General features: G+C 54.3%; 22 protein-coding genes. 4 read left to right on the top strand and 18 right to left on the bottom strand.

Going from position 1 to position 19,805, the window contains the following annotated elements:
• Positions 1-81 precede the first annotated feature (81 nt).
• The 8 genes from E8D52_09715 to E8D52_09680 all read right to left on the bottom strand — a co-directional run bounded on the left by E8D52_09715 (position 82) and on the right by E8D52_09680 (position 6,339).
• A complete protein-coding gene (locus E8D52_09715; protein ID TKB69235.1) occupies positions 82-1,056 on the bottom strand; it encodes a ketoacyl-ACP synthase III in 975 nt (324 codons plus the stop codon).
• On the bottom strand, positions 1,053-2,072 hold the full coding sequence (gene plsX / locus E8D52_09710) for a phosphate acyltransferase PlsX (protein ID TKB69234.1): 1,020 nt from the start codon (positions 2,070-2,072) through the stop codon (positions 1,053-1,055). The genes E8D52_09715 and plsX overlap by 4 nt, the downstream gene beginning before the upstream one ends.
• A 116-nt stretch (positions 2,073-2,188) precedes the next feature.
• Positions 2,189-2,374, bottom strand: coding sequence for a 50S ribosomal protein L32 (locus E8D52_09705; protein ID TKB69233.1), 186 nt, complete (start codon positions 2,372-2,374; stop codon positions 2,189-2,191).
• Between the two features lie 35 nt (positions 2,375-2,409).
• Positions 2,410-3,066: a DUF177 domain-containing protein gene (locus E8D52_09700; protein ID TKB69232.1), complete on the bottom strand. Its 657-nt coding sequence runs from the start codon at positions 3,064-3,066 to the stop codon at positions 2,410-2,412.
• Positions 3,067-3,071: 5 nt separating this feature from the next.
• A complete protein-coding gene (rpsR, locus tag E8D52_09695; GenBank protein ID TKB69231.1) occupies positions 3,072-3,320 on the bottom strand; it encodes a 30S ribosomal protein S18 in 249 nt (82 codons plus the stop codon).
• A 23-nt stretch (positions 3,321-3,343) separates the two neighbouring features.
• Positions 3,344-3,742 carry a single-stranded DNA-binding protein gene (locus tag E8D52_09690; protein TKB69230.1) on the bottom strand — a complete coding sequence of 133 codons (399 nt, stop codon included), beginning with the start codon at positions 3,740-3,742 and terminating at the stop codon, positions 3,344-3,346.
• A complete protein-coding gene (gene rpsF / locus E8D52_09685; protein ID TKB69229.1) occupies positions 3,729-4,076 on the bottom strand; it encodes a 30S ribosomal protein S6 in 348 nt (115 codons plus the stop codon). The genes E8D52_09690 and rpsF overlap by 14 nt, the downstream gene beginning before the upstream one ends.
• 1,831 nt (positions 4,077-5,907) lie before the next feature.
• Entirely contained in the window at positions 5,908-6,339 is a 432-nt protein-coding gene (locus E8D52_09680) for a hypothetical protein (protein TKB69228.1), read from the bottom strand.
• A gap of 216 nt (positions 6,340-6,555) precedes the next feature.
• Here E8D52_09680 and E8D52_09675 point away from each other — a divergent pair, with 216 nt between their 5' ends.
• From E8D52_09675 to tmpT, 4 genes are all read left to right on the top strand, one after another.
• Positions 6,556-6,798 (top strand): helix-turn-helix domain-containing protein, encoded by a 243-nt coding sequence (locus E8D52_09675; GenBank protein ID TKB69227.1) that lies wholly within the window; start codon positions 6,556-6,558, stop codon positions 6,796-6,798.
• Positions 6,799-7,458: 660 nt separating this feature from the next.
• Positions 7,459-7,710, top strand: a complete 252-nt coding sequence (locus tag E8D52_09670) for a type II toxin-antitoxin system Phd/YefM family antitoxin (GenBank protein ID TKB69226.1) — start codon at positions 7,459-7,461, stop codon at positions 7,708-7,710.
• Positions 7,700-8,155, top strand: a complete 456-nt coding sequence (locus E8D52_09665) for a putative toxin-antitoxin system toxin component, PIN family (protein TKB69225.1) — start codon at positions 7,700-7,702, stop codon at positions 8,153-8,155. The genes E8D52_09670 and E8D52_09665 overlap by 11 nt, the downstream gene beginning before the upstream one ends.
• 154 nt (positions 8,156-8,309) lie before the next feature.
• Positions 8,310-8,954, top strand: coding sequence for a thiopurine S-methyltransferase (gene tmpT, locus E8D52_09660; GenBank protein TKB69224.1), 645 nt, complete (start codon positions 8,310-8,312; stop codon positions 8,952-8,954).
• 117 nt (positions 8,955-9,071) lie between these two features.
• On the opposite strand, the gene E8D52_09655 is transcribed toward tmpT, so the two are convergent.
• The 10 genes from E8D52_09655 to E8D52_09610 form a co-directional block, all read right to left on the bottom strand.
• Positions 9,072-9,815 (bottom strand): sterol desaturase family protein, encoded by a 744-nt coding sequence (locus tag E8D52_09655; GenBank protein TKB69223.1) that lies wholly within the window; start codon positions 9,813-9,815, stop codon positions 9,072-9,074.
• A gap of 205 nt (positions 9,816-10,020) precedes the next feature.
• The gene (gene ychF / locus E8D52_09650; protein ID TKB69222.1) at positions 10,021-11,112 is read right to left on the bottom strand and encodes a redox-regulated ATPase YchF; all 1,092 of its coding nucleotides are present in this window, start codon (positions 11,110-11,112) and stop codon (positions 10,021-10,023) included.
• Positions 11,113-11,706 carry an aminoacyl-tRNA hydrolase gene (locus E8D52_09645; GenBank protein TKB69221.1) on the bottom strand — a complete coding sequence of 198 codons (594 nt, stop codon included), beginning with the start codon at positions 11,704-11,706 and terminating at the stop codon, positions 11,113-11,115.
• Between the two features lie 2 nt (positions 11,707-11,708).
• Positions 11,709-12,482 (bottom strand): 50S ribosomal protein L25, encoded by a 774-nt coding sequence (locus E8D52_09640; protein TKB69220.1) that lies wholly within the window; start codon positions 12,480-12,482, stop codon positions 11,709-11,711.
• A gap of 51 nt (positions 12,483-12,533) precedes the next feature.
• Positions 12,534-13,475 (bottom strand): ribose-phosphate pyrophosphokinase, encoded by a 942-nt coding sequence (locus E8D52_09635; GenBank protein TKB69219.1) that lies wholly within the window; start codon positions 13,473-13,475, stop codon positions 12,534-12,536.
• A 207-nt stretch (positions 13,476-13,682) separates the two neighbouring features.
• A complete protein-coding gene (gene ispE, locus E8D52_09630) occupies positions 13,683-14,591 on the bottom strand; it encodes a 4-(cytidine 5'-diphospho)-2-C-methyl-D-erythritol kinase (GenBank protein ID TKB69218.1) in 909 nt (302 codons plus the stop codon).
• Positions 14,584-15,969 (bottom strand): sigma-54-dependent Fis family transcriptional regulator, encoded by a 1,386-nt coding sequence (locus tag E8D52_09625; GenBank protein TKB69217.1) that lies wholly within the window; start codon positions 15,967-15,969, stop codon positions 14,584-14,586. Before E8D52_09625 ends, ispE begins: the two co-directional genes overlap by 8 nt.
• The gene (locus E8D52_09620; protein TKB69216.1) at positions 15,954-17,666 is read right to left on the bottom strand and encodes a PAS domain S-box protein; all 1,713 of its coding nucleotides are present in this window, start codon (positions 17,664-17,666) and stop codon (positions 15,954-15,956) included. The genes E8D52_09625 and E8D52_09620 overlap by 16 nt, the downstream gene beginning before the upstream one ends.
• 138 nt (positions 17,667-17,804) lie before the next feature.
• The gene (locus E8D52_09615; GenBank protein ID TKB69215.1) at positions 17,805-19,022 is read right to left on the bottom strand and encodes a type II secretion system F family protein; all 1,218 of its coding nucleotides are present in this window, start codon (positions 19,020-19,022) and stop codon (positions 17,805-17,807) included.
• 147 nt (positions 19,023-19,169) lie between these two features.
• A complete protein-coding gene (locus tag E8D52_09610) occupies positions 19,170-19,712 on the bottom strand; it encodes a CDP-alcohol phosphatidyltransferase family protein (protein ID TKB69214.1) in 543 nt (180 codons plus the stop codon).
• Positions 19,713-19,805 lie beyond the last annotated feature (93 nt).

Genomic DNA, 19,805 nt, shown 5'->3' with positions numbered 1-19,805 from the left:
AAAGTTGTCATAGGTCGCTGCCTTCCAACAATCACGAAACGTCCACATCGGAATGGCCCTGGATCACGACCTGGTTGTTCTCTACCATCGGATGACCGCAGAGGCCCAGGTTAATCCTGCCCCAAACGCCCCGAGCATCACCAACGAGCCATCCTTGATACGCCCCTCATGCACTGCTTCATCGAGTGCGATCGGAATAGAGGCGGCTGAAGTATTTCCATATCGATCCACATTCAGCATAACCTTTTCGATCGGAAGACTGAGCCGTTCCATCACCGCCTTGAGAATCCGAATATTGGCCTGGTGGGGCACATAGAGGTCGATATCTTCCACACGAAGATGATTCGCTGCCAGTGTCGAACGGGCGATCTCTTCCAAGCTGCGTACGGCAACTTTGAACGTCTCGTTCCCTTTCATCTTGATATACTGCAGTCGCTCGTCGATCACTTTTTCGGAGGGTGGAGTACGGGAGCCTCCTCCCGGCACCATGATCAGCTCGCAGAGCGTCCCGTCGGAGCGAAGATGAGTCGAGAGGATCCCTCGTTCTCCATCGCTGGCACTGACAACGACCGCACCGGCCCCATCCCCAAACAACACGCAGGTGTTCCGGTCGGTCCAATCGGTAATGGCAGACATCACCTCTGATCCGATGACCAAGACATGACGCATCCCCGTTTTAATGTACGCATCTGCGACCGAGAGCGCGTAGACAAATCCACAGCAGGCGGCCGACAGATCGCACGCCGCAGCTTTGGTCGCACCGAGTTGATGCTGGACGAGACAGGCCGTGGCAGGGAGCGGATAATCACCCGTACAGGTAGCGACCAAAATCATGTCGAGATCGGTTGCCGTCAGACCCGCCGCCGTCAACGCCCGTTTCCCGGCCTGAACCGCCAAATCAGAACAAGCTTCTCCGGTGGCTGCAATCCGCCGCTCTCGGATTCCGGTCCGTTCGCGAATCCATTCATCAGACGTGGCCACCATGCGTTCAAGATCTGCATTCGTCAGCACTCTGGCAGGCACATAAGAGCCGATCCCCGCAATGCAGGATTTCATGGCTTCTCTTCTACCACCGGCTGGGATTGACTCTCTTCAATGTCCCGTTGAATCAGCTCGTGCACATGGCCTTCCGCCATGCGCTTGGCTCGTCGAATCGCGTTCTTAATAGCCTTCGCCGATGATCGGCCATGACAAATCATCGTAATTCCGTTGACGCCCAATAATGGAGCACCGCCGAACTCTGCATAGTCCGTTTTCCGTTTCAGATTCATCAACGGCCCGGCCATCAACGGATACGCGAGGCGACCGATGAAACTACCCGCGATCTCCTTGAGCAACAGCTTCTTAATCATCTCAGCCACGCCTTCGGAAATCTTTAAGGCGACGTTCCCGATAAACCCGTCGCAGACGACAATATCGGCAATGCCGCTATATACATCGCGCCCCTCGACATTCCCTATAAAATTCATTGAACTGCCTTTGAGGAGCTTGAACGCTTCTTTGGTGACTTCGTTGCCCTTGCTGTCCTCTTCGCCAATACTCAGAAGACCGACACGGGGATTCGGTTTCCCGAGCAAATGCTTCCCATACTCATGGCCCATCACAGCGAATTGCTCGAGGTGCTTGGCGGTACAGTCGACGTTGGCCCCCACATCGAGCATAATGGCTTCCCCGCCCAGCGTCGGCAGACTGGTGGCAATCGCCGGCCGCTCCACCCCCTTCGTCAGTCCTAACACGAAGAACGACGCCACCATGCTCGCCCCGGTGTTCCCGGGGCTCACGACCCCGTGGGCATAGCCGTTCTTGACCAACTCAGTCGCCACCCAAATCGACGAGTCCCGCTTCTTCCGAGCGACGGTGGCTGGCGACTCATGCATTCCCACGACCTGAGACGCATGCCGAATGGTGAGGCGTGAATCGTGACTGGACTGACGCTCACATTCCTGCTTTAGGGTTGCTTCGTCACCGACGAGAATGACCTCGACGTCAAACTCTTTCACCGCCTGAAGAGCACCCTCGACACACGGTGCAGGGCCATGATCCCCCCCCACCGCGTCGAGCGCGATCGTCATGCGAGATGGTGTACTCACGGATGGTGTTGGAAAGACTGGCTGAACACGCGTCGCCCCCTGGGCTCACGTCAGACGTGCTGGGAAACTCGTGCCATGGACCGAGTTGGACAATCTGCTCACGCCTCTTCGACCTGAATGACGGCCTTGCCTTTATAGGTCCCACAGTTCAAACAGGTGTAATGCGGAAGCTTCATCTCGTGGCACTGTGGACACACCGCCATCCCCGGAGGGGTCATCCGCAGCTTTTGGGTACGACGCTTGTCGCGTCTCGCCCGTGAATGTTTATGTTTTGGATTGGGCATGATGACTCCTTCTTCTGTTCGATTCGGACCACCCTTCAGCGATTACCGGGGTCCCTCAGCTTTTCTTTCATCGTCCGCAATACCTGAAACGGGTTTCCCGTCTGCTCTGCACTACAATGACACGGACCTGCATTCAAATCTTTCCCACAACGAGGACAGAGGCCGAGACATTCGTCAGAACACAGCGGGTGCATTGGCGAAGCAAGAATCAATTGTTCCCGCAACATCGGCGCTAGTTCCAGATGATCGCCCACGTAGTAGTACAGATCATCATTCTGCTCTTCAGGCTCGGCCTCAACCGCCGGCGTCTCTTTTCTATGCCGTGAATCGGTTCGCTTTGCGGCGGTCGTCACCACCTTCATCTTTGTTTCACGTTCATAGGCCACATGGATGGAAAAGGCCATCGACTCGTCAAAATCCTTGAGGCAGCGCACACATTGACGGATCGCCGTTCCTTCCACCACTCCAGTCACGCAAATCGTGCGATCAACGGCGCGAAGATCAAGTCCAATTGCCAAGGGCCCTCGAATGCACACATCCACATCCGTCAGTGCCAACTCTTCGCCCGTCAAGTCTCCGGACAACGAGAGCCCCTCTGCTGTGATATCCGCGATTTTCGGTATCAACACATCCATGGTTACCCTCGACAGCGTGCCGCTGCCCCATCCCGATGCATCGAAATCGCCTCTCACGTTCGTTATCGCTCCTCGGCAAAGCTAATGATAGCGATATGCCGAGCCCGCTTGATAGCCACCGTCAGTTCACGCTGATGACGCATGCAATTCCCGGAAATACGGCGCGGAACAATGCGTCCGCGCTCCGATACAAAATTCCTGAGCAGACCGGCGTCTTTGAAATCAATCGGCGCCTTTTCCAAACAAAATCTGCAGGGACGCCTTCGCTGAAACAATCGCCCCCCGCCACGTTCGTTTTCACCTCGATCCATACTGCCTCCTCATGCGCTTGGCATTAACCTTCTTCGCCCATTTCATAGCCGGGCTCGTCGTGCACCGGAGGTTCGGCACTTGCGCCGCTGTCCTGACGCTTCGGCATGAACGTCACCGTCTGCGCGACCACTTCATGCTTGCTGCGCTTTTGCCCATCTTCAGTTTCCCATCGGCGCTGCTGTAACCGACCTTCGACGATCGCCCCGTTGCCCTTACTAAGATACTGCCCGCAATGTTCCGCCTGCTTCCCGAACACCACGATATCGACAAAGCAAACCTCTTCCTTCAGATCGTCACCCTGCTTAAACCGACGGCTCACGGCCAAGCCAAAACTCGCCACTGGGGTCCCGCTCGGCGTATACCGGAGCTCAGGATTCCGAGTGAGATTTCCCATCAGAATGACTTTGTTAAACCCGGCCACCGTCAGACTCCTGCGCTGAGGCTTCTACTGGATGCCGTTCCACCAAAGGTTTCTCGTGATGGATCGTCAGAAACTTGATGATGTTGTCTTCCAATCGATACGCCCGTTCGAGTTCACCGACGGTGTTGTTCGGCGCCTTAAAGTAGAAATAGGCGTAGGTCCCCTTCCGCTCGCGACGTACTTCGTAGGCGAGTTTTTTCTTTCCTAAATTCTCGGCTTTGATGAATTGTGCGCCGGTCTTATCGGCGACGTTTTTCATCTTGTCGATGAGCGCCTTTGTCTCCTCGTCGGAAACAGACGTACGAATAATGAAGAGAGACTCGTAGAGCTCCATGCAGTGATCCTCCTGGACAAAGGCCCCCGAACCAGTCGAGAGCGAGGTGTAGGGTGCCTATTTGGCGTAAAGAACGGTGGAACGTAGCACAGGGGAGAAACGACTGTCAAACAAAGCAGTCCCGGAGTTATTGATATTCAGATGCTTCTTCATTTGGATGCCGAGGGTTCGCGGAGGATGCGCAATGGGCCGAACATCATCTGATGATCAAGGAACATTATATTCGATTACATCATAGGGCTGTGCCGGCCGATCTCATGCTACCGAAGGACGACCACGATCAAGCCTGTCTCGCGCGACGGCGTCAATATAAACTCGGCAAGCTGTCACTGTGGATCATTTCGCCAGAAGATTTCGTATTGCACAAGCTGAAGGCAGGACGAGCTCATGATTTTATCGACGTGTTGTCACGTCATCCAACGCCAAGCCGAATCGCTGGACCGCTCATACATCACCGACTGGGTAAAGCAACTCGGGATTTGGGAAGGGTGGCAGTACGTTCAGAGTCAGGCTGATGCCCCAATGTCCTGAACAGCAAACGGTTCCGGACACCGTTCTTTTTCACACTATTCCCAAAAATCTATCGCCGCTGCTGTCATCTGCTCTCCCCAAACCGGCCATACGTGGTCCGTGGGCTAGTGGAGGAAAGCTTTGGGGTCATGACACTTACCGTGCTTGATCTTTAACCATTGAAGCCGATAATGGGCAACGAACGTAACCAGGCATCAATACGTGGGGGATTGGTAGTACCGCGCCAGCCTCAGGAGCTGGGAAACTGCGTTCGCAGCGTGGGCTCTGTCCTCTATAAATCATTGCTATTACGCGCACTTCCTAGCAATGAGCCGATTCCCATCTCTAATCGGCTCACGTTTAATGCCTTTCCTGAGCCGAATAATCGATATAACCGGGGCGGGAGCAACTCAACGAGCGGCAGATCCAGATCCTTCGCCGCATACTAGAGGAAGGGCCGGATGGCTTCGAAGGCGGCATGAACGCCAAGAAATACATGACCATCACCGGTGCGTCGAAGGCTACAGCCACTCGCGATTTGCAAGACCTGTCGAGAAGCATATCCTCGTCCCCACCAGAGGTGGGCGGAGTACACATTACCGGATCAACCTGTGACCTCACAACCTGAAACGCACCGGTTTCGCAAGATCTAACGCCGCCTACTATTTGAGGTTGGCGGACGGCCCTCATCACTCACATTCATTGACCGACGCCCAACACCTGTTATGCTTAGATTCAATGAGAACAATCCTAGTCCAATGGAGTGCGGTTGCCTTGATCGCCTTCGTGGCCACCGTGGTCTCGGCACAAGGTCCTGATCCATCCTCACTCCGACCGAAAACAGGTCTGGCGATTCAGAGCGACTCCCCGCTCCCGATGCAAACCAGACGTGGGCGGTGCAATCCCGCCTCCACCAGGTGTCAGCTCCCACGCCATCGCGTGCAGCCCACAGACTCTGACCTCAATCACCGGACAGCAGTAGCCCTCGTTTGAGAGACTAAAGCTCGTTAAATAACAGCCGCCGCACTGGCCTCACCATCGACAGGCCATCGACCGCTCCATAACACCGTCCCGATAACTGCTTTTGCCTATGAGAGCGGGACAACTTAGCGATGCACAATACAAGATCAGACCCCATGCTCCGTGACAGGGGCTGGTTATCCACATAATGTCTGCGAAATCTTAGCCGGACACGCGGCGTCAGGGGTGCAGGGGCAAGTGTATGTCCGTATCTTGCTGAGAGTTTGTTGAGGGAGGGTCTTGAACGGCTACGATATGCCGAGATTGTGAAGGCTTTGGGATAGCCAGAGGATTTTTCCCACTATTCCCGCTTTAGATTTTTGGTCGCATTGCGGGCGGTGTCGATGTCTTCAAGGATGAGCTTATCGTACATCTTTATGTGTGCATCGGCATTCGACAAAGCAGAAGGAATTAGGGCACTCCTCTTGCCGAGAGTTGTATTGATCTTATCTAACTGCCGGTAGAATGCCATAAAGCTAGTCCGAGTTGGTTCATCCAATTCCAGAAACTCTTTTGGATAAGCTACCCTCATCGCACTGAACACTGATGTATTAAGCGGCGTGGGAAACTTAGGAGTGTATCGGTTTTCCGGGAGAGTGAGTTCATACTTCGCCGCAGCCTCAAGGAGGGAGAGTTGAGCGTCTTGATCTTGGACATCCATAAACAGCGCTGCCTGAAACTTCTCTCTGCCAAGGGGTTGATTTCCAATCACAATCGAAGGCTGGTAGTTCATGTTTGCGTTAGACTGCGTTGCGGGTCCGGATGAGAGTTGGAAGGGATTTTGGTTAGCTGAGTGACAGCCCAGAGGGAGAAGTAACAGAAGAGGAAACACAATATTTTTCATGGGCGGGAGTATAGATGGATATCCTAACTAAGACAACTGGCCTGGGTTTATCAAGGCCGCGCAATGTTGCCGTAAATATCCGACAGTCCATAGTAGCCTATGGATATGCGGACACCTACCCAAATTACGCTGGCCTCTGAGCTTGCTATCCAATGCCTGAGTCATACGAAGATTGCGGCACATCTCGGGCACCATCGTAAAACTATCAGGCTCTGGCTCAAAGGGATTGCCACGGACGGACTGGCGGGGTTTCTCGCCCGCCACGCCCAGGCTAAGATAGGGACCGCGACGAGCCCGGCAAGTTCTTGTGACGATCAAGCGGCTGATCTGGGAGTTACGGGTTCGTGAGCACGACTGCTGCAGCCAGAAGATCGCCTATTTTCTGGACCGTGAACGTCACATCCGGCTCTCGGTTCCCAAGATCTACGAAGTTCTGGCCGAGAAATACGTTGAAGTTGGGGTCGGATCTTGTATTATGCATGGCCTTGGAAAGCAGGTTCGATCCGGCCACTCACGACTCCTGCACCGGTCATGGCCGCTAGTCACTCTTCTTGTTGTTATGCCGCACGCTGAGTTTTTGCGCGGAACATCTGGTAATCAGCAAGAACGAATTGGGCGTAGCTCAGCCTGCACTATCCAGAGTCGGTTGTGTGACGTGACGCTCGCATCACCTCAAGCGCACGCTCAATGATGATGCGGTCTGGGACGTCTTTTTCACGAAGTGTTTGCTTGGTGAGAAGAAGTCCTTCCAGATTGATGGTGCTCACCGGAATGCCTTCGAACGTAATAGTTTGAGCATGTTGCGATGAAAGGCCTTCTCCATACGCACCGCCATTTCAGGCCTGAGCGAGGAGCTTTCATTCAACAAGTCTGACAGCGTGGCTGGCCGATAGTTCTCCAAATCTGAGCAGTGCCAATACTTCCTTCTAAGACATTGATGAATATATGACCTTCAACTATTGTCTACTTTGTCTAAACTAGATATAATAGACATCCCAGGTGACAACCATGCGATACGTCTCAGCCAGCGATGCTAAGCAGAAACTGGCGTCGATTTTAGATGCGGCGCAGCGTGAACCCGTGATGATCCGCCGCCAGAAACGGGATGTGGCTGTGTTGCTCTCGGCTCAGGAGTATGAGCGGGTGTGCGCCACAAACCGTGAGGAATTTCTGCGGTTTTCAGATCGGGTGAGCAAGAAGGCGAAGGCGCAAGGGCTGACAGAAGAAAATCTCCACGAAATTCTGGCTGATGAAGGCTAGACGCCGGGTGGTGGTGGATACCAACACCCTGATCAGCGGTGTCCTACTGAGCGACTCCGTGCCCGGAGAGGCGGTGCGAAAGACGATCGCCGAAGACGTGATGCTGATGTCCGAGGAGAGTCTGTATGAACTGGCGGATGTGTTGTCTCGCAAGAAATTCGACCGCTATCTCCCCGTAGAAGACCGAGAAGAATTCGTGCGGCTTGTGCTACGGGTAGCCGAGATGGTGCCGATTGTGACGGCGGTCCATGAGTGCCGGGACGAATCAGATAACCGGATTTTAGAGGTCGCGGTCAACGGCGGTGCAGCACTGATTGTCAGCGGCGACCAGGATCTGCTGACGCTCAATCCCTTTCGAGGCATTCCCGTGCTGAAGCCCGGAGCATATGTCCAGGAGACCCACGATGCCGATGAGACCACCCGTGCGTCCGAGGAACTTGAGTAAACATTTCATCGAAGCCTTGGTCTCAGCCCGAAGAAACACTCTGGCAAAAACTATTCCCAGGCTAGACTCACGTTTTCTTCTCCTCTTGCCTCTGCTCTCCTCTGCCATCTAGGATGTCGCCGCCACAACCGGATCTCACTCATTAAGGAATCGCATGGAAGCAAAATTTTGGCACAACCGATGGCAGACGAACCAGACGGGATGGCACGAACGCGAGGTCAACCCGCTGCTGATCACCCACTTCCCTTCGCTGAATGTCCCTCCGGGAAAGCGTGTCTTTGTGCCGCTCTGCGGCAAGTCACTGGATCTCGGCTGGCTGCTGTCGCGGGGCTATGCTGTCGCGGGGGCTGAACTGAGCGAGCTGGCCGTGACGCAGCTCTTTGCCGAACTTGGGGTGGAACCGAGCATATCGAAGGTGAGGAAGCACAAACTCTTTCGCGGAGAGAAGATCGATATCTTCGTGGGTGAGATCCTTGACTTGTCTCGTGAGATCCTCGGTCCCGTCGATGCCGCCTATGACCGAGCCGCATTAGTCGCGTTGCCGGAGGCCATGCGGGTCCAGTACACCGCCCACCTCAAAGTCCTCACGGCTCTGGCACCTCAACTTGTCATCGGCTATGCGTACGACCAAACCGTCGTGCCAGGGCCTCCCTTTTCCGTCACCTCCGACGAACTCCATCGCCATTACAGCGACAGCTATGCCCTCATACCTCTGGGCCGTATCGACGTCCCGGGTGGGCTCAAAGGCAAGTGCCCGGCGACGGAACATGTCTGGCGGTTGAACAAACTGCCGGACTAGCAGCTTCCTGGATTTCGAAGCTGAAAGAGGAAAAACACAGGGAGCGGGAATGTTCTCTGTTCGAGGATTACTGCGCAGCAGTGGTAAATCTCGGCTGATTACGATCGCTTTTCCCCGCTAGACCCCGATGGCCATGCGGACTGGATGAACGGTTTCCTGAATCCCGTACGGCCCAATCGATGCCACCTGCTCAGGATCCGCATAGGTACCGAACAGTCGATCCCACACGGTAAACAGCACCCCAAAATTCGCCCCCGCCTGCCCGATCTCTTTTAGATGGTGCACGCGATGGTAGCGTGGTGTGACAAAGAGCCACTCCAGTTTCCTCGATTGCCAGGTCACGTTCATGTGCATCCAGTTATTAGTCAGGATCATCAGATAAGAATAGATCGGAAAGAAGAGAGATGGCACTGGTTTGAGGAGTGGAAACGCCAGCAGATACGGGATACTAGCCAGGACGACTTGCGGAAAACTCGCCCGGATACCGGCCAGCCAATACAGCTCCGTTGGCGCATGGTGCCAGCGATGGATCGGCCAGACCCACGACGTGTGCCAGAGCCGATGCATCCAATAAGCCAGTCCATCAACGACGAGCAAGAAGACCACCAGCTTAAACGCGAATGGCAGCGCCTGCCAACGCCAGTAGGAATACTGGGGAAGCGGAATTTGACTTGTCACCTGTGCGGCAAAGATGAAGAAAACCTGATACGCCGTGAAGGCCGCCACATCCTGCAGGAACACCTGACGATACAGAACTTGACGGGTGGGCCACCAATATTCTGCTGCGAAAAAGAGCAGGCCGATTCCCCAATAAATGGCTAGCCACTCAAGCGAGATGAAATTGGCCAGCCAGTCGACCATTGTCACCACTTATGAAACATGCCTCAGTGTGACGAACGAGCAGTATCGAAGTAGGATGATCGCCCATCTTGAAGTGCTGGTCAAGCCGGCATAGGACTCCCTCCACCCTTCCGATGGGGGGGCAACTGCGTTTATCAAGATATTACGTGGGAGGGAGATGGGCACCAGCTCAGCGCAAGCTCTTGGCGGGCGGAGATAGGGACGACTACACGTTGAACCTAAAATACACCATATCCGCTTCCTTGATGACGTAGTCCTTGCCTTCCAGGCGGAACAGCCCCTTCTCCTTCACCTTCGCCTCCGACCCACAGGACAGGAGATCGTCGTAATGATAGACCTCGGCGCGGATGAAGCCTCGCTCCATGTCGGAGTGAATCTTTCCGGCCGCTTGTGGCGCTTTCATGCCTTTCGGGATGGGCCAGGCGCGAGATTCGACTTCACCGGCGGTGAAGAAAGTGATCAGATCCAGCAAGGTATAGGCTTCGCGTGTCAGTCGGACCAACCCCGATTCGGTCAGCCCCAGTTCATTCAGGAAGTCCGCCCGCTCGCTGTCCGGCAGCGAGGAAAGTTCTGCTTCGAGTTGTCCGCAGATCGTCACCACGCGGGCACCGCGTTTCTCGGCAAAATCGCGCACAGTCTGGACCATCGCGTCATCCGCGTTCTTCCCTTCGGATACGTTCGCAAGAAAGAGGACCGGCTTGGCGGACAGCAGCTGACACTCGGTGAGGATGACCCGTTCCTCAGCCGTGTATGGCAGGTTGCCCAGCCACTCACCTTTATCGAGCTGACCGATGAGTTTGGTGAGAAACTCCACTTCGAATGCCGCCTTCTTATCTCCAGCCCTCACTTTTTTCTCGGTCTTCTGCTTCCGCCGATCGAGCGTCTCCAGATCGGACAACATCAGTTCAGTTTCGATCACGCCGATATCCCGGAGCGGGTCGACCCCACCGCTGACATGGACGACATCGGTGCCCTGGAAACAGCGGACGACATGCAGCAACGCATCGACTTCGCGGATATGCCCAAGGAATTGATTACCCAGTCCTTCGCCTTTACTGGCTCCTTCCACGAGCCCGGCGATGTCGCGCACTTCCAGCGTGCTGTAGGTGGTCTTCTTCGAAGCGAAGATTTCGGTTAGCTTAATGAGGCGAGGGTCCGGGACCAGGGCAATGCCGGTGTTCGGATCGACGGTTGCGAACGGATAATTAGCCGCCAAGGCCCCGCTGCCGGTCAATGCATTGAAAACTGTTGTCTTGCCGACGTTTGGCAAACCGATCATGCCGCAACAAAGACCCATTTATGTCGTCCCCTCCCCTTCGTCCACGACCTTCTCTCTGATATTAAACTGATTCATCGCGACATCCGGTCCACGATGGATCAGACATTCCAATGCATCGACAGCCCGTACCAGACAAGGCTCAATAATGGCCATCTCATCCTGAGTCACCCGTTCCAATACATAATCGGCAGAATTCTGACCAGGTGCGGGCCGACCGATTCCAATTTTCAATCGGATGAATTCTGGAGTCCCGAGTGCCTCTATGATGGACTTGATCCCGTTGTGTCCCCCATGGCCACCAGATAGCTTGATCCTCAGCCGCCCTGGCTCCAAATCCAGATCATCGTGTATGACAATGAGTCTATCGGGGGTGAGCTCGAATTCGCGGAAGAGGCCTTTCAAGGGAGGGCCGGTGACATTCATCCAATCGAGCAAGCCTGCCAGCTCGATTAATTCCCCTCCAAGTCGCCCAGACCCCCGCTGCGCGGTCCCACGCGGCGAGAGTCGGATCGACCATCGAGCGGCGGCCCGCTCGATGGTCCACATGCCGACATTGTGGCGAGTCTGAGCATAGGCTTTGCCAGGATTGCCCAGTCCAACAAGCAGACGCAACGTTACTTCTTCTTTTCAGCTTCTTTCTTATCACCCTTCGGAGCCGCGGCAGCTTCTTTCTTCTCGCCACCCTTGGCATCACCGGCAGGCGCGGCCGCTCCAGCCTTAGCCGGTTCAGCACCGTCAGCGCCTGCTTCCTTGCCTTTCGCCACGACTTCCGGTTCGCCCGCTGCTCCTACACCACTGGTGAGCAAGGATTCGAGTTTGGCATCCGACATCGGTGCCGCGACACTGACCACCATTTGATCAGCATCATCCAGAAAACGGACACCTTCACGCGCCCCAAGCTCCTTCACATGGATGCCGCTGGCGATAGTCAAAGAGGAGGCATCGACCTCGATGTAATCGGGCAATGCAGCAGGAAGACACTCGATCTGAATATCGCGCATGTTGTGATGCAACACACCACCTTCCTTCACACCGGCCGGGATACTGCCGATCACCTTAACCGGAACTTTCACTCTGATCGGCTTACTCATGGAAATCTCAAAGAGGTCCGCGTGCAGGACAGCCCCGGTCACCGGATCGACTTGATAGTCACGCAAGAGCGCGGTGCGGTTTGGTTTGGACTTGGCACCGTCCACCGTGAGCGAGATCAACGCGGTACTACCGGCATGCGACTTTAAAATTTTGATCAATTCCCCAGGGTTGACAGTCAATGACAGGCATTCCCCTTGTCCGTAGAGCACGGCCGGAATTTTTCCTGCCCGCCGCATCGACCGTGCAGCTCCCTTGCCCGCTTGTTCTCTCACGGCCACTGTTAAATCGAATTTCATGATCTTCCTCCGTCTCCTCGACTGCTCGCGCAAGACCCAGTCTCGACTGGGCTACGCAAATAATGAACTCACCGACTCATCTTCATGGATCCGTCTGATGGCTTCGCCTAAGAGAGGCGCCACCGACAACTGATGCAACTTCGGACAGGCCAACTCTTTTCCTCGCAGCGGAATTGTGTTGGTCACCACCACTTGGGATAGACAGGACGTCTGTAACCGTTCCAGCGCCGGGCCGGACAGGACCGCGTGCGTAGAGGCCGTGATCACGTCTCGAGCCCCATGATCAAGACAAGCCTGAGCCCCCTGAACAATGGTGCCTGCCGTATCGATCATGTCATCGAGGAGCAAGACGCTCTTCCCTTGCACATCTCCGATGATGTTCATGATTTGCGCTTGGTTCGGACCTTCACGTCGCTTATCGATGATCGCCAGGTTCGCCTGAAGGCGCTTGGCAAACGCCCTGGCCCGCTCCACACCCCCTGCATCGGGTGAGACGACGACCAGATCCACGATTTTTTTCTTCACAATGTAGTCCAGCAACACCGGAAGGGCGTACAAGTGATCGACCGGTACATTGAAAAAACCTTGGATCTGCCCGGCATGAAGATCCATTGCGAGGACACGATCCGCTCCGGCAGTCGTAATCAAATCGGCCACGAGCTTCGCCGTGATCGGAACACGTGGTTGGTCCTTGCGGTCCTGACGCGCATACCCAAAATAGGGCACGACGGCGGTGATTCGATTAGCCGACGAACGTTTCAACGCGTCAATGATGATCAATAACTCCATCAAGGAATCATTGACCGGTTGGCAACAGGACTGCACAACGAACACATCCGCACCGCGGACATTCTCGTCAATTTTGACCCGAATTTCTCCATCACTGAACGACGAAACCGTCGCTTCACCTAGCTTCTGTCCCAAGTACGCAGCGATCTCTTGGGCAAGCGAAAGATTGGCATTGCCAGAGAAAATTTTTAGCTCTCTGTTCATGAAGAACGTATCCTGAGCTGCCTTCTCGTTTTTTCTAACGTGCTGGATTCTCTAGCGGTTCTTGTGCGGTGAGCGACGGGTGGTTTTATGCAAACCACCCCCTCATTTACTGCACACACGACCGGCGAAGCCAATCAAAGGGTGGAACTTTATCGGAAATCACGGGCATCTGTCAACAAACGATCATGGAACGTTTGTCCAGCACGCTCAGAAATCGGAGGGGGTTGAAACCGCATAGACCTTGAGATGGGGTTCAGTCTGAAAACTTGACTGGGCCTGCCGAGCTGCCGTCGCATCATGAAACACGCCAAAAACCGTGGCCCCACTCCCCGATAATAAAGCCACCTCGGCCCCTTCAGTAAGCAGTTTCTGTTTGATTCGGTGAAGGGCTGGGTGGGTCTTGAACACCGCAGTTTCAAAATCGTTTTCGGCCGCTTGGAGCACACTCTCCCATGAGAGCGCAGAAGCTTTCCCCAGCGTTGTATGGACATCCGAAAGCGGCCGTACCCCTATTCGGCTTGTGGAAAGCTGCTGATACGCCCACTTTGTTTCGACCGGGAACCCAGGATTCACCAGGACCACCCATCGGCTCCCCTTGATTCGCACCGGTGCCACCTTCTCACCTCTCCCTTCCACGATTGCGGAAGGAGCAAATAAGAAGAACGGGACATCGCTTCCGAGTGCTTGGCCAACGTGGGCCATCTTCTCCGTCGACCACCCTAAATTCAACAGCTGGTTCAGCCCGATAATCGTCGCAGCCGCATCACTGCTCCCGCCTCCCAACCCAGCTCCCATCGGAATTCGTTTTGCGAGCACCAGATCCAATCCAATGACTCGTCCACTGTGCTCAAGTACCGCCGCTGCGGCACGATAGACCAGGTTGGAAGGGTCTGTCTTCAGCGAAGCGTCATCGCATTGCAAGGTGATAGACGAATGTTTGTCGCTAAGGGAGATCGAGAGCTCGTCCTCCAACTGCACAATCTGCATCAGCGACCAGAGATTATGATAGCCATCTGGCCGCCGGTCGAGAATGCGGAGCACGAGATTGATTTTTGCGGGTGCGAAAACGGTAAGGGACGTGGAGAAGACGGTCGATCGGGAAGATGGATTAGTCACGACCTCCTTTTATAGCATACTTCTCCAGGCGATACCGAAATGATCTGGTGTTCAGACGGAGCATGCGTGCGGCTTTCTTTTTGACCCATTTCGATCGCTCAAGTGCCTTCAGCAACAAATCCTTTTCGATGCCGTTGATGAGCCCCTCAAGATCCAGCCCCTCGTCAGTTAGATCCATCGGCATCGTTGGGTGCTGCGACTGCGTCGCAGGGCGATGAAGCCATCCATGCACCTCGACGTCGGTTACAAGCTCTGCAGTTGCAAATGCGACGACCCGTTCAATGAGATTCTCCAACTCACGAACGTTGCCACGCCATTCATGGCTCAGCAAAACATGCATTGCTTCCTGGCTAATCACGGGTTTGGGCTTGCCGCTTTCTTTTGCAAACCGTTCCAGAAAGTGAGTGGCCAGTAACGGAATATCACCGGTACGCATGCGCAGGGGTGGAAGCCGTATAGGGATCACATCCAACCGATAGTAGAGGTCTTCTCGGAACGAACCATCCGCAACCGCTTTCTCAAGATCTTTGTTGGTGGCGGCTACCACTCGCACATCGACCTTGACGTCGTGATTGCCACCGACCCGTCTAAATTCTCGCTCTTGAATCACGCGCAGAAGCTTGACCTGAATGGTAGGAGTCGTATCACCGATCTCATCGAGAAAGATGGTCCCTCCATCGGCAACCTCGAATAATCCGGCTTTGTTGGCAATAGCCCCTGTAAACGAACCCTTCATATGGCCGAACAGCTCACTCTCCAACAGCGTCTCAGGTACGGCACTGCAGTTAACCGCCACAAACGGCATGACGCTTCTGGCACTGTTGTAGTGAATCGCGCGCGCGACCAACTCTTTTCCTGTTCCACTTTCGCCGCAGATCAGGACATTACTTTTCGAGTCAGCAACTTTCCTCACGACGTCGAACACCTTCTGCATCGCCTCGCTCTGGCCGACGAGCTGTGCGAATGACGACTGACTTGCCATCTCCCGCTTGAGGAGCATGTTCTCGGTTGTGAGACGCCGTTTTTCAAGCGCATTCCGAATGATCAGCTGAACTTCATCGACCTGGAATGGTTTCGTCAGATAGTCGTACGCGCCTTGTTTCATTGCCTCGACGGCGGAATCCGCGCTGGCAAAGGCCGTGATGATCAGCACGACTGTTTCCGGTGAGGCAGACTTTACGGCCTTCAGAACCTCCATGCCATCGATCTTCGGCATCCTCAAATCGGTGATGACCAGATCAAAGATTTCTTTATTCAGCAGCTCAATGGCTTCTTCTCCGTCCATGGCGCTGGTCACAGCATACCCAGCCCGTTTGAGCATGATGCTCAATACGTCACGCAAGCTTTGTTCGTCATCAACGACTAGGATCTTTTCCACGGTTCTCTACCTTCGTGCCAGAGTCGCACGCCTGAATCCGCCGTACGGGGCAAGCAGACGCCAAATCGTGTCCCCTGCCCTTCCTGACTTTCCACTTTGATCCAGCCTCCGTGAAGATCGACGATACGATGGACTGCCGCCAACCCCAACCCAGAGCCTCGCCTTTTGGTGGTAAAGAACGGGAGAAATATTTTGCCGAGATTGTTCTTCGGGATGCCTTCTCCGGTATCATGAAATGAGATCTCTACCACCTCAGCTTTTCGCCCGCCGACATCGACCTTTCTCCCTCCCGTCGCGATCGTTAGTTGCCCACCCTTCGGCATGGCATCGAAGGCATTCACTGCCAGATTCCAGAACACTTGTTTCATTTGATCCTGATCCACTTGCGCGGGCAATGCCCCGGTACACGGTGCCGCCGCGATGGTGATATTCGTTCTACCTTGTGCTTCATGTTGTACCAGATCAAGAGTCTCAGCAAGGACTTTGTTTAAATCGCACTCTGCCAAATTTAGTGCTGGCGGCCTGGCATACTGAAGAAACTCTGTGATGATGGTATCCAACCGTGTCGCTTCACGAACCGCAATGTCCATCAGGCGTTGACTGGTTTCATCGGCCAGGAGATCCTTTCGAAGCATCTGCATCGCCCCCGCCAATGCACCTAAGGGATTCCTAATTTCGTGGGCCATTCCCGCTGACATCTCTCCCAGGCTGGCCAACCAGTCCTTCCGCTGCATTTCTTCTTCGAGATCACGAATCTGAGTGAGATCTTTGAACACGCCAACCAGTCCCGTTTGCTCTCCACGCTCATGCAAAGGCGCGAGTGTCATGCCGAGAATCAACCGATTACCATCGGACCGTTTACACTCCACTTCGAACCGCATGTTGGAGAACACCTCTTGCGCGAGATCGTCATCCTGCTGACTGGGATGCCAGTTAAACACTTCCCGCCAGGGATGCCCCTGTACTTGCTCAAAGGTATAGCCCGTGGCTTCCTGTGCTGCGGGATTAAATGAAGTAATCCGACCCTTTTCTTCAGTCGTAAAGACGCCGCTGCTGATACTGTGAACGATATTCTCATGGAATGCCTGAAGGCGGCTCAGCCCCTGTTCTTTTTCACGGAGCGATTGATCTGCCAACCGAAGCTGATCCGCAAGGGCCCCGCTTAAGAAGCCGACGACGAGGAACGCCAAACCGTAGACGCCGAAGGCCTGGAGTGTTTCAGCGGCACTGAGGTCAGCATGGGGCAACCATCCCCATACTTCAACAAGACCGTAGAGCTGCACATTGGTCAGAACCCCAAACAGGATGATGCAGAGACTGGCCGTCAATAGGCCCACTCGGCGACGGGGGACCAAACTTGCTACCGTCACACTGATCACATAGAGCACAGCAAACGGGCTTTCGATTCCGCCTGTCCTTGCAATTAAGACCGTTTCAACCAAAAAGTCGACGGCGATCTGAGCCCAGGCAAATTGTACAAGAGCTTCAGGAGTAGCCAGTAGCCTGAGCAGGAAGGCGTAGAGGATCGTGACCGCATAGGTGAAGATGATCAGGGCATAGAACGTTTCAACCCGTTCACCCTTGGTGACCTGAAATGCGAGGGAAAGCCCTAATAGCAGGGTGACGATAACGACTCGCCACCCCATTAGCCGGTAGATTCTTGCTTTGATATCGCCCATGGGCTCACCCGCCGTCATGACGTGATTAGACCCATACCCACGTTCATCGAGAAATGTGGTGCCGAGATGACATCAAGGTAGGGTCTATTCAGCTCCTAACGACCAGAGTCAGCCTTCTCCAATGGATATATTCCTGCGAAACAAGCGCATCCGTTTTTAGGAGCTGATTGCATTAGCCATTGTGAAGATAGGCAGATACATCGCCACCACGATGAATCCGATGAGGACTCCGAGGAAAACCATCATCATCGGTTCCAGCAATGCGGTCAGTGAGGCAACCGCCTGATCCACTTCGTCCTCGTAAAAATCTGCAATTTTCCCTAACATGGCATCGAGCGCACCCGTTGATTCGCCAACCGCGATCATGTGTGTCACCATCTTTGGGAATACCTGACTTTTCGCGAGAGGCTCGGAAATCGTCTTGCCTCCGCTGATACTCACCCTGGCGTTGATCAGAGCTTCTTCAACGATCTTGTTCCCCGAAGTCTTCGCGCAAATCGTCAAGGCATCCAACAAGGGTACGCCGCTGGTGATGAGTGTTCCCAACGTTCTCGTGAACTTCGCCACCGACGCCTTTCGCACCAAATCTCCAAAAACAGGCACCTTGAGGAGCAGCTTGTCCATCTGGTACTTCCCTTTGACCGTTGCATAGTACTTTTTGAACGCGACGACTGCGAGAATGCCCCCACCAAGAATGATGTACCAGCTCGACTGAGCGAAATTGCTCATATCAATCACGAGCTGAGTGGGGCCAGGAAGCCCCACTTTTCCGCCAGACATATCTTTGAACATCTTCTCAAACACCGGGATCACGAAGATCATCAATACAGCAATCACGATAAAGGCGATTCCCATAATCGACGCTGGGTACACCATGGCGCTTTTGATTTGCCCCTTCAATTTCATCGCTTTTTCAATATACTTGGAAAGTCGACCAAGAATGGTGTCGAGCAACCCTCCTACTTCGCCCGCATGCACCATGTTGACATATAAATCGTCAAAGACTTTGGGGTGCTTGCGGAGGGCATCTGAAAACGTCGAACCTCCCTCGACTTGAACTTTGATCGTACCCACAGATTTCCTCAGTGCTGCATTCTCTGATTGGTTCGATAGGATTTCTAGACACTGAATCAAGGGCAATCCGGCATTGATCATGGTCCCGAATTGCCTAGTAAAAACGACCAAGTCCTTTTCGCTCACTCCGCCACCGAGCTGAAAGCTGAATCCCTCTTGGGCCGCCTTCTCCTCAAGGCTCGTCACCACCACGCTTTGTTTGCGTAGTTGCTCCACCGCTTCATCGCGCGACTTCGCGACGAGTTCACCCTTTTTCACCGCTCCGGACTTGCTCCGCCCAACATATGCAAACGTGGCCATAGATTCTCGTTCTGTTATGGCTCCCTGAGCCGGTTATACGGGAAAGCTAAGACTACGAAGCGAGTCTACTGGGGGGTCGGAAACCTGTCAAAAACAATTGAATTATTTACCGGACGGCCGAAGAGGTCGTATTTGTAGCCGAGGTCATTAGGCAAGCGGAGGCACCACATTCGTGTCGCGATACCCTCGATACAGGTAATGTAACCCTGAGGCCAGGGTGAATCCAACCATGAGGACGACGAGTGGAGTAAGCATGGCGCGGTCGAGCCCTCGCCATGTCAAAAGGACAATCAACAGGACGTAGCTCAATTGAAACAACGTCGTTCCTTTCCCCAAGAACGTCGGTGTCACATTAATCGGTGTATTGGTGACGTGAGCCACCACAGTCCCCAGGAGGAGAATAATGTCCCGGCTCACGACCAAGATGACCAGCCAGGACGGCACCAAGTGCAGCATCGCCAGCGAGATGAAACTCGACGTCAGCAGCAGCTTGTCTGCCAGTGGGTCAAGTACGGTCCCTAATCGTGTCCGCTGATTCAGTTTGCGTGCAAGATAACCGTCAATGGCATCCGTCAGTCCGGCGATGAGTAGTGTCAAGAGTGCGAGCCCATATGAGCCGTAGGTCATGAACCCTATGTAGACAGGGATCAGGAGGATGCGAAGAATCGTGAGGCTATTGGGGATATTCATGGGATGGAACTAGCCGCGCCTCTGACTGGATGAGGGGTGGCATCATAGTAATCGCCGCGACGCTTGTCAACGAGTTGCAGGCTGTATGAATGA

The sequence above is a fragment of the Nitrospira sp. genome (genome assembly GCA_005116745.1).
In the GTDB taxonomy this organism is placed as follows: domain Bacteria; phylum Nitrospirota; class Nitrospiria; order Nitrospirales; family Nitrospiraceae; genus Nitrospira_D.
The sequence above is the reverse complement of the archived record's forward strand: the minus strand, read 5'-3'. Positions and strand labels throughout refer to the sequence as shown.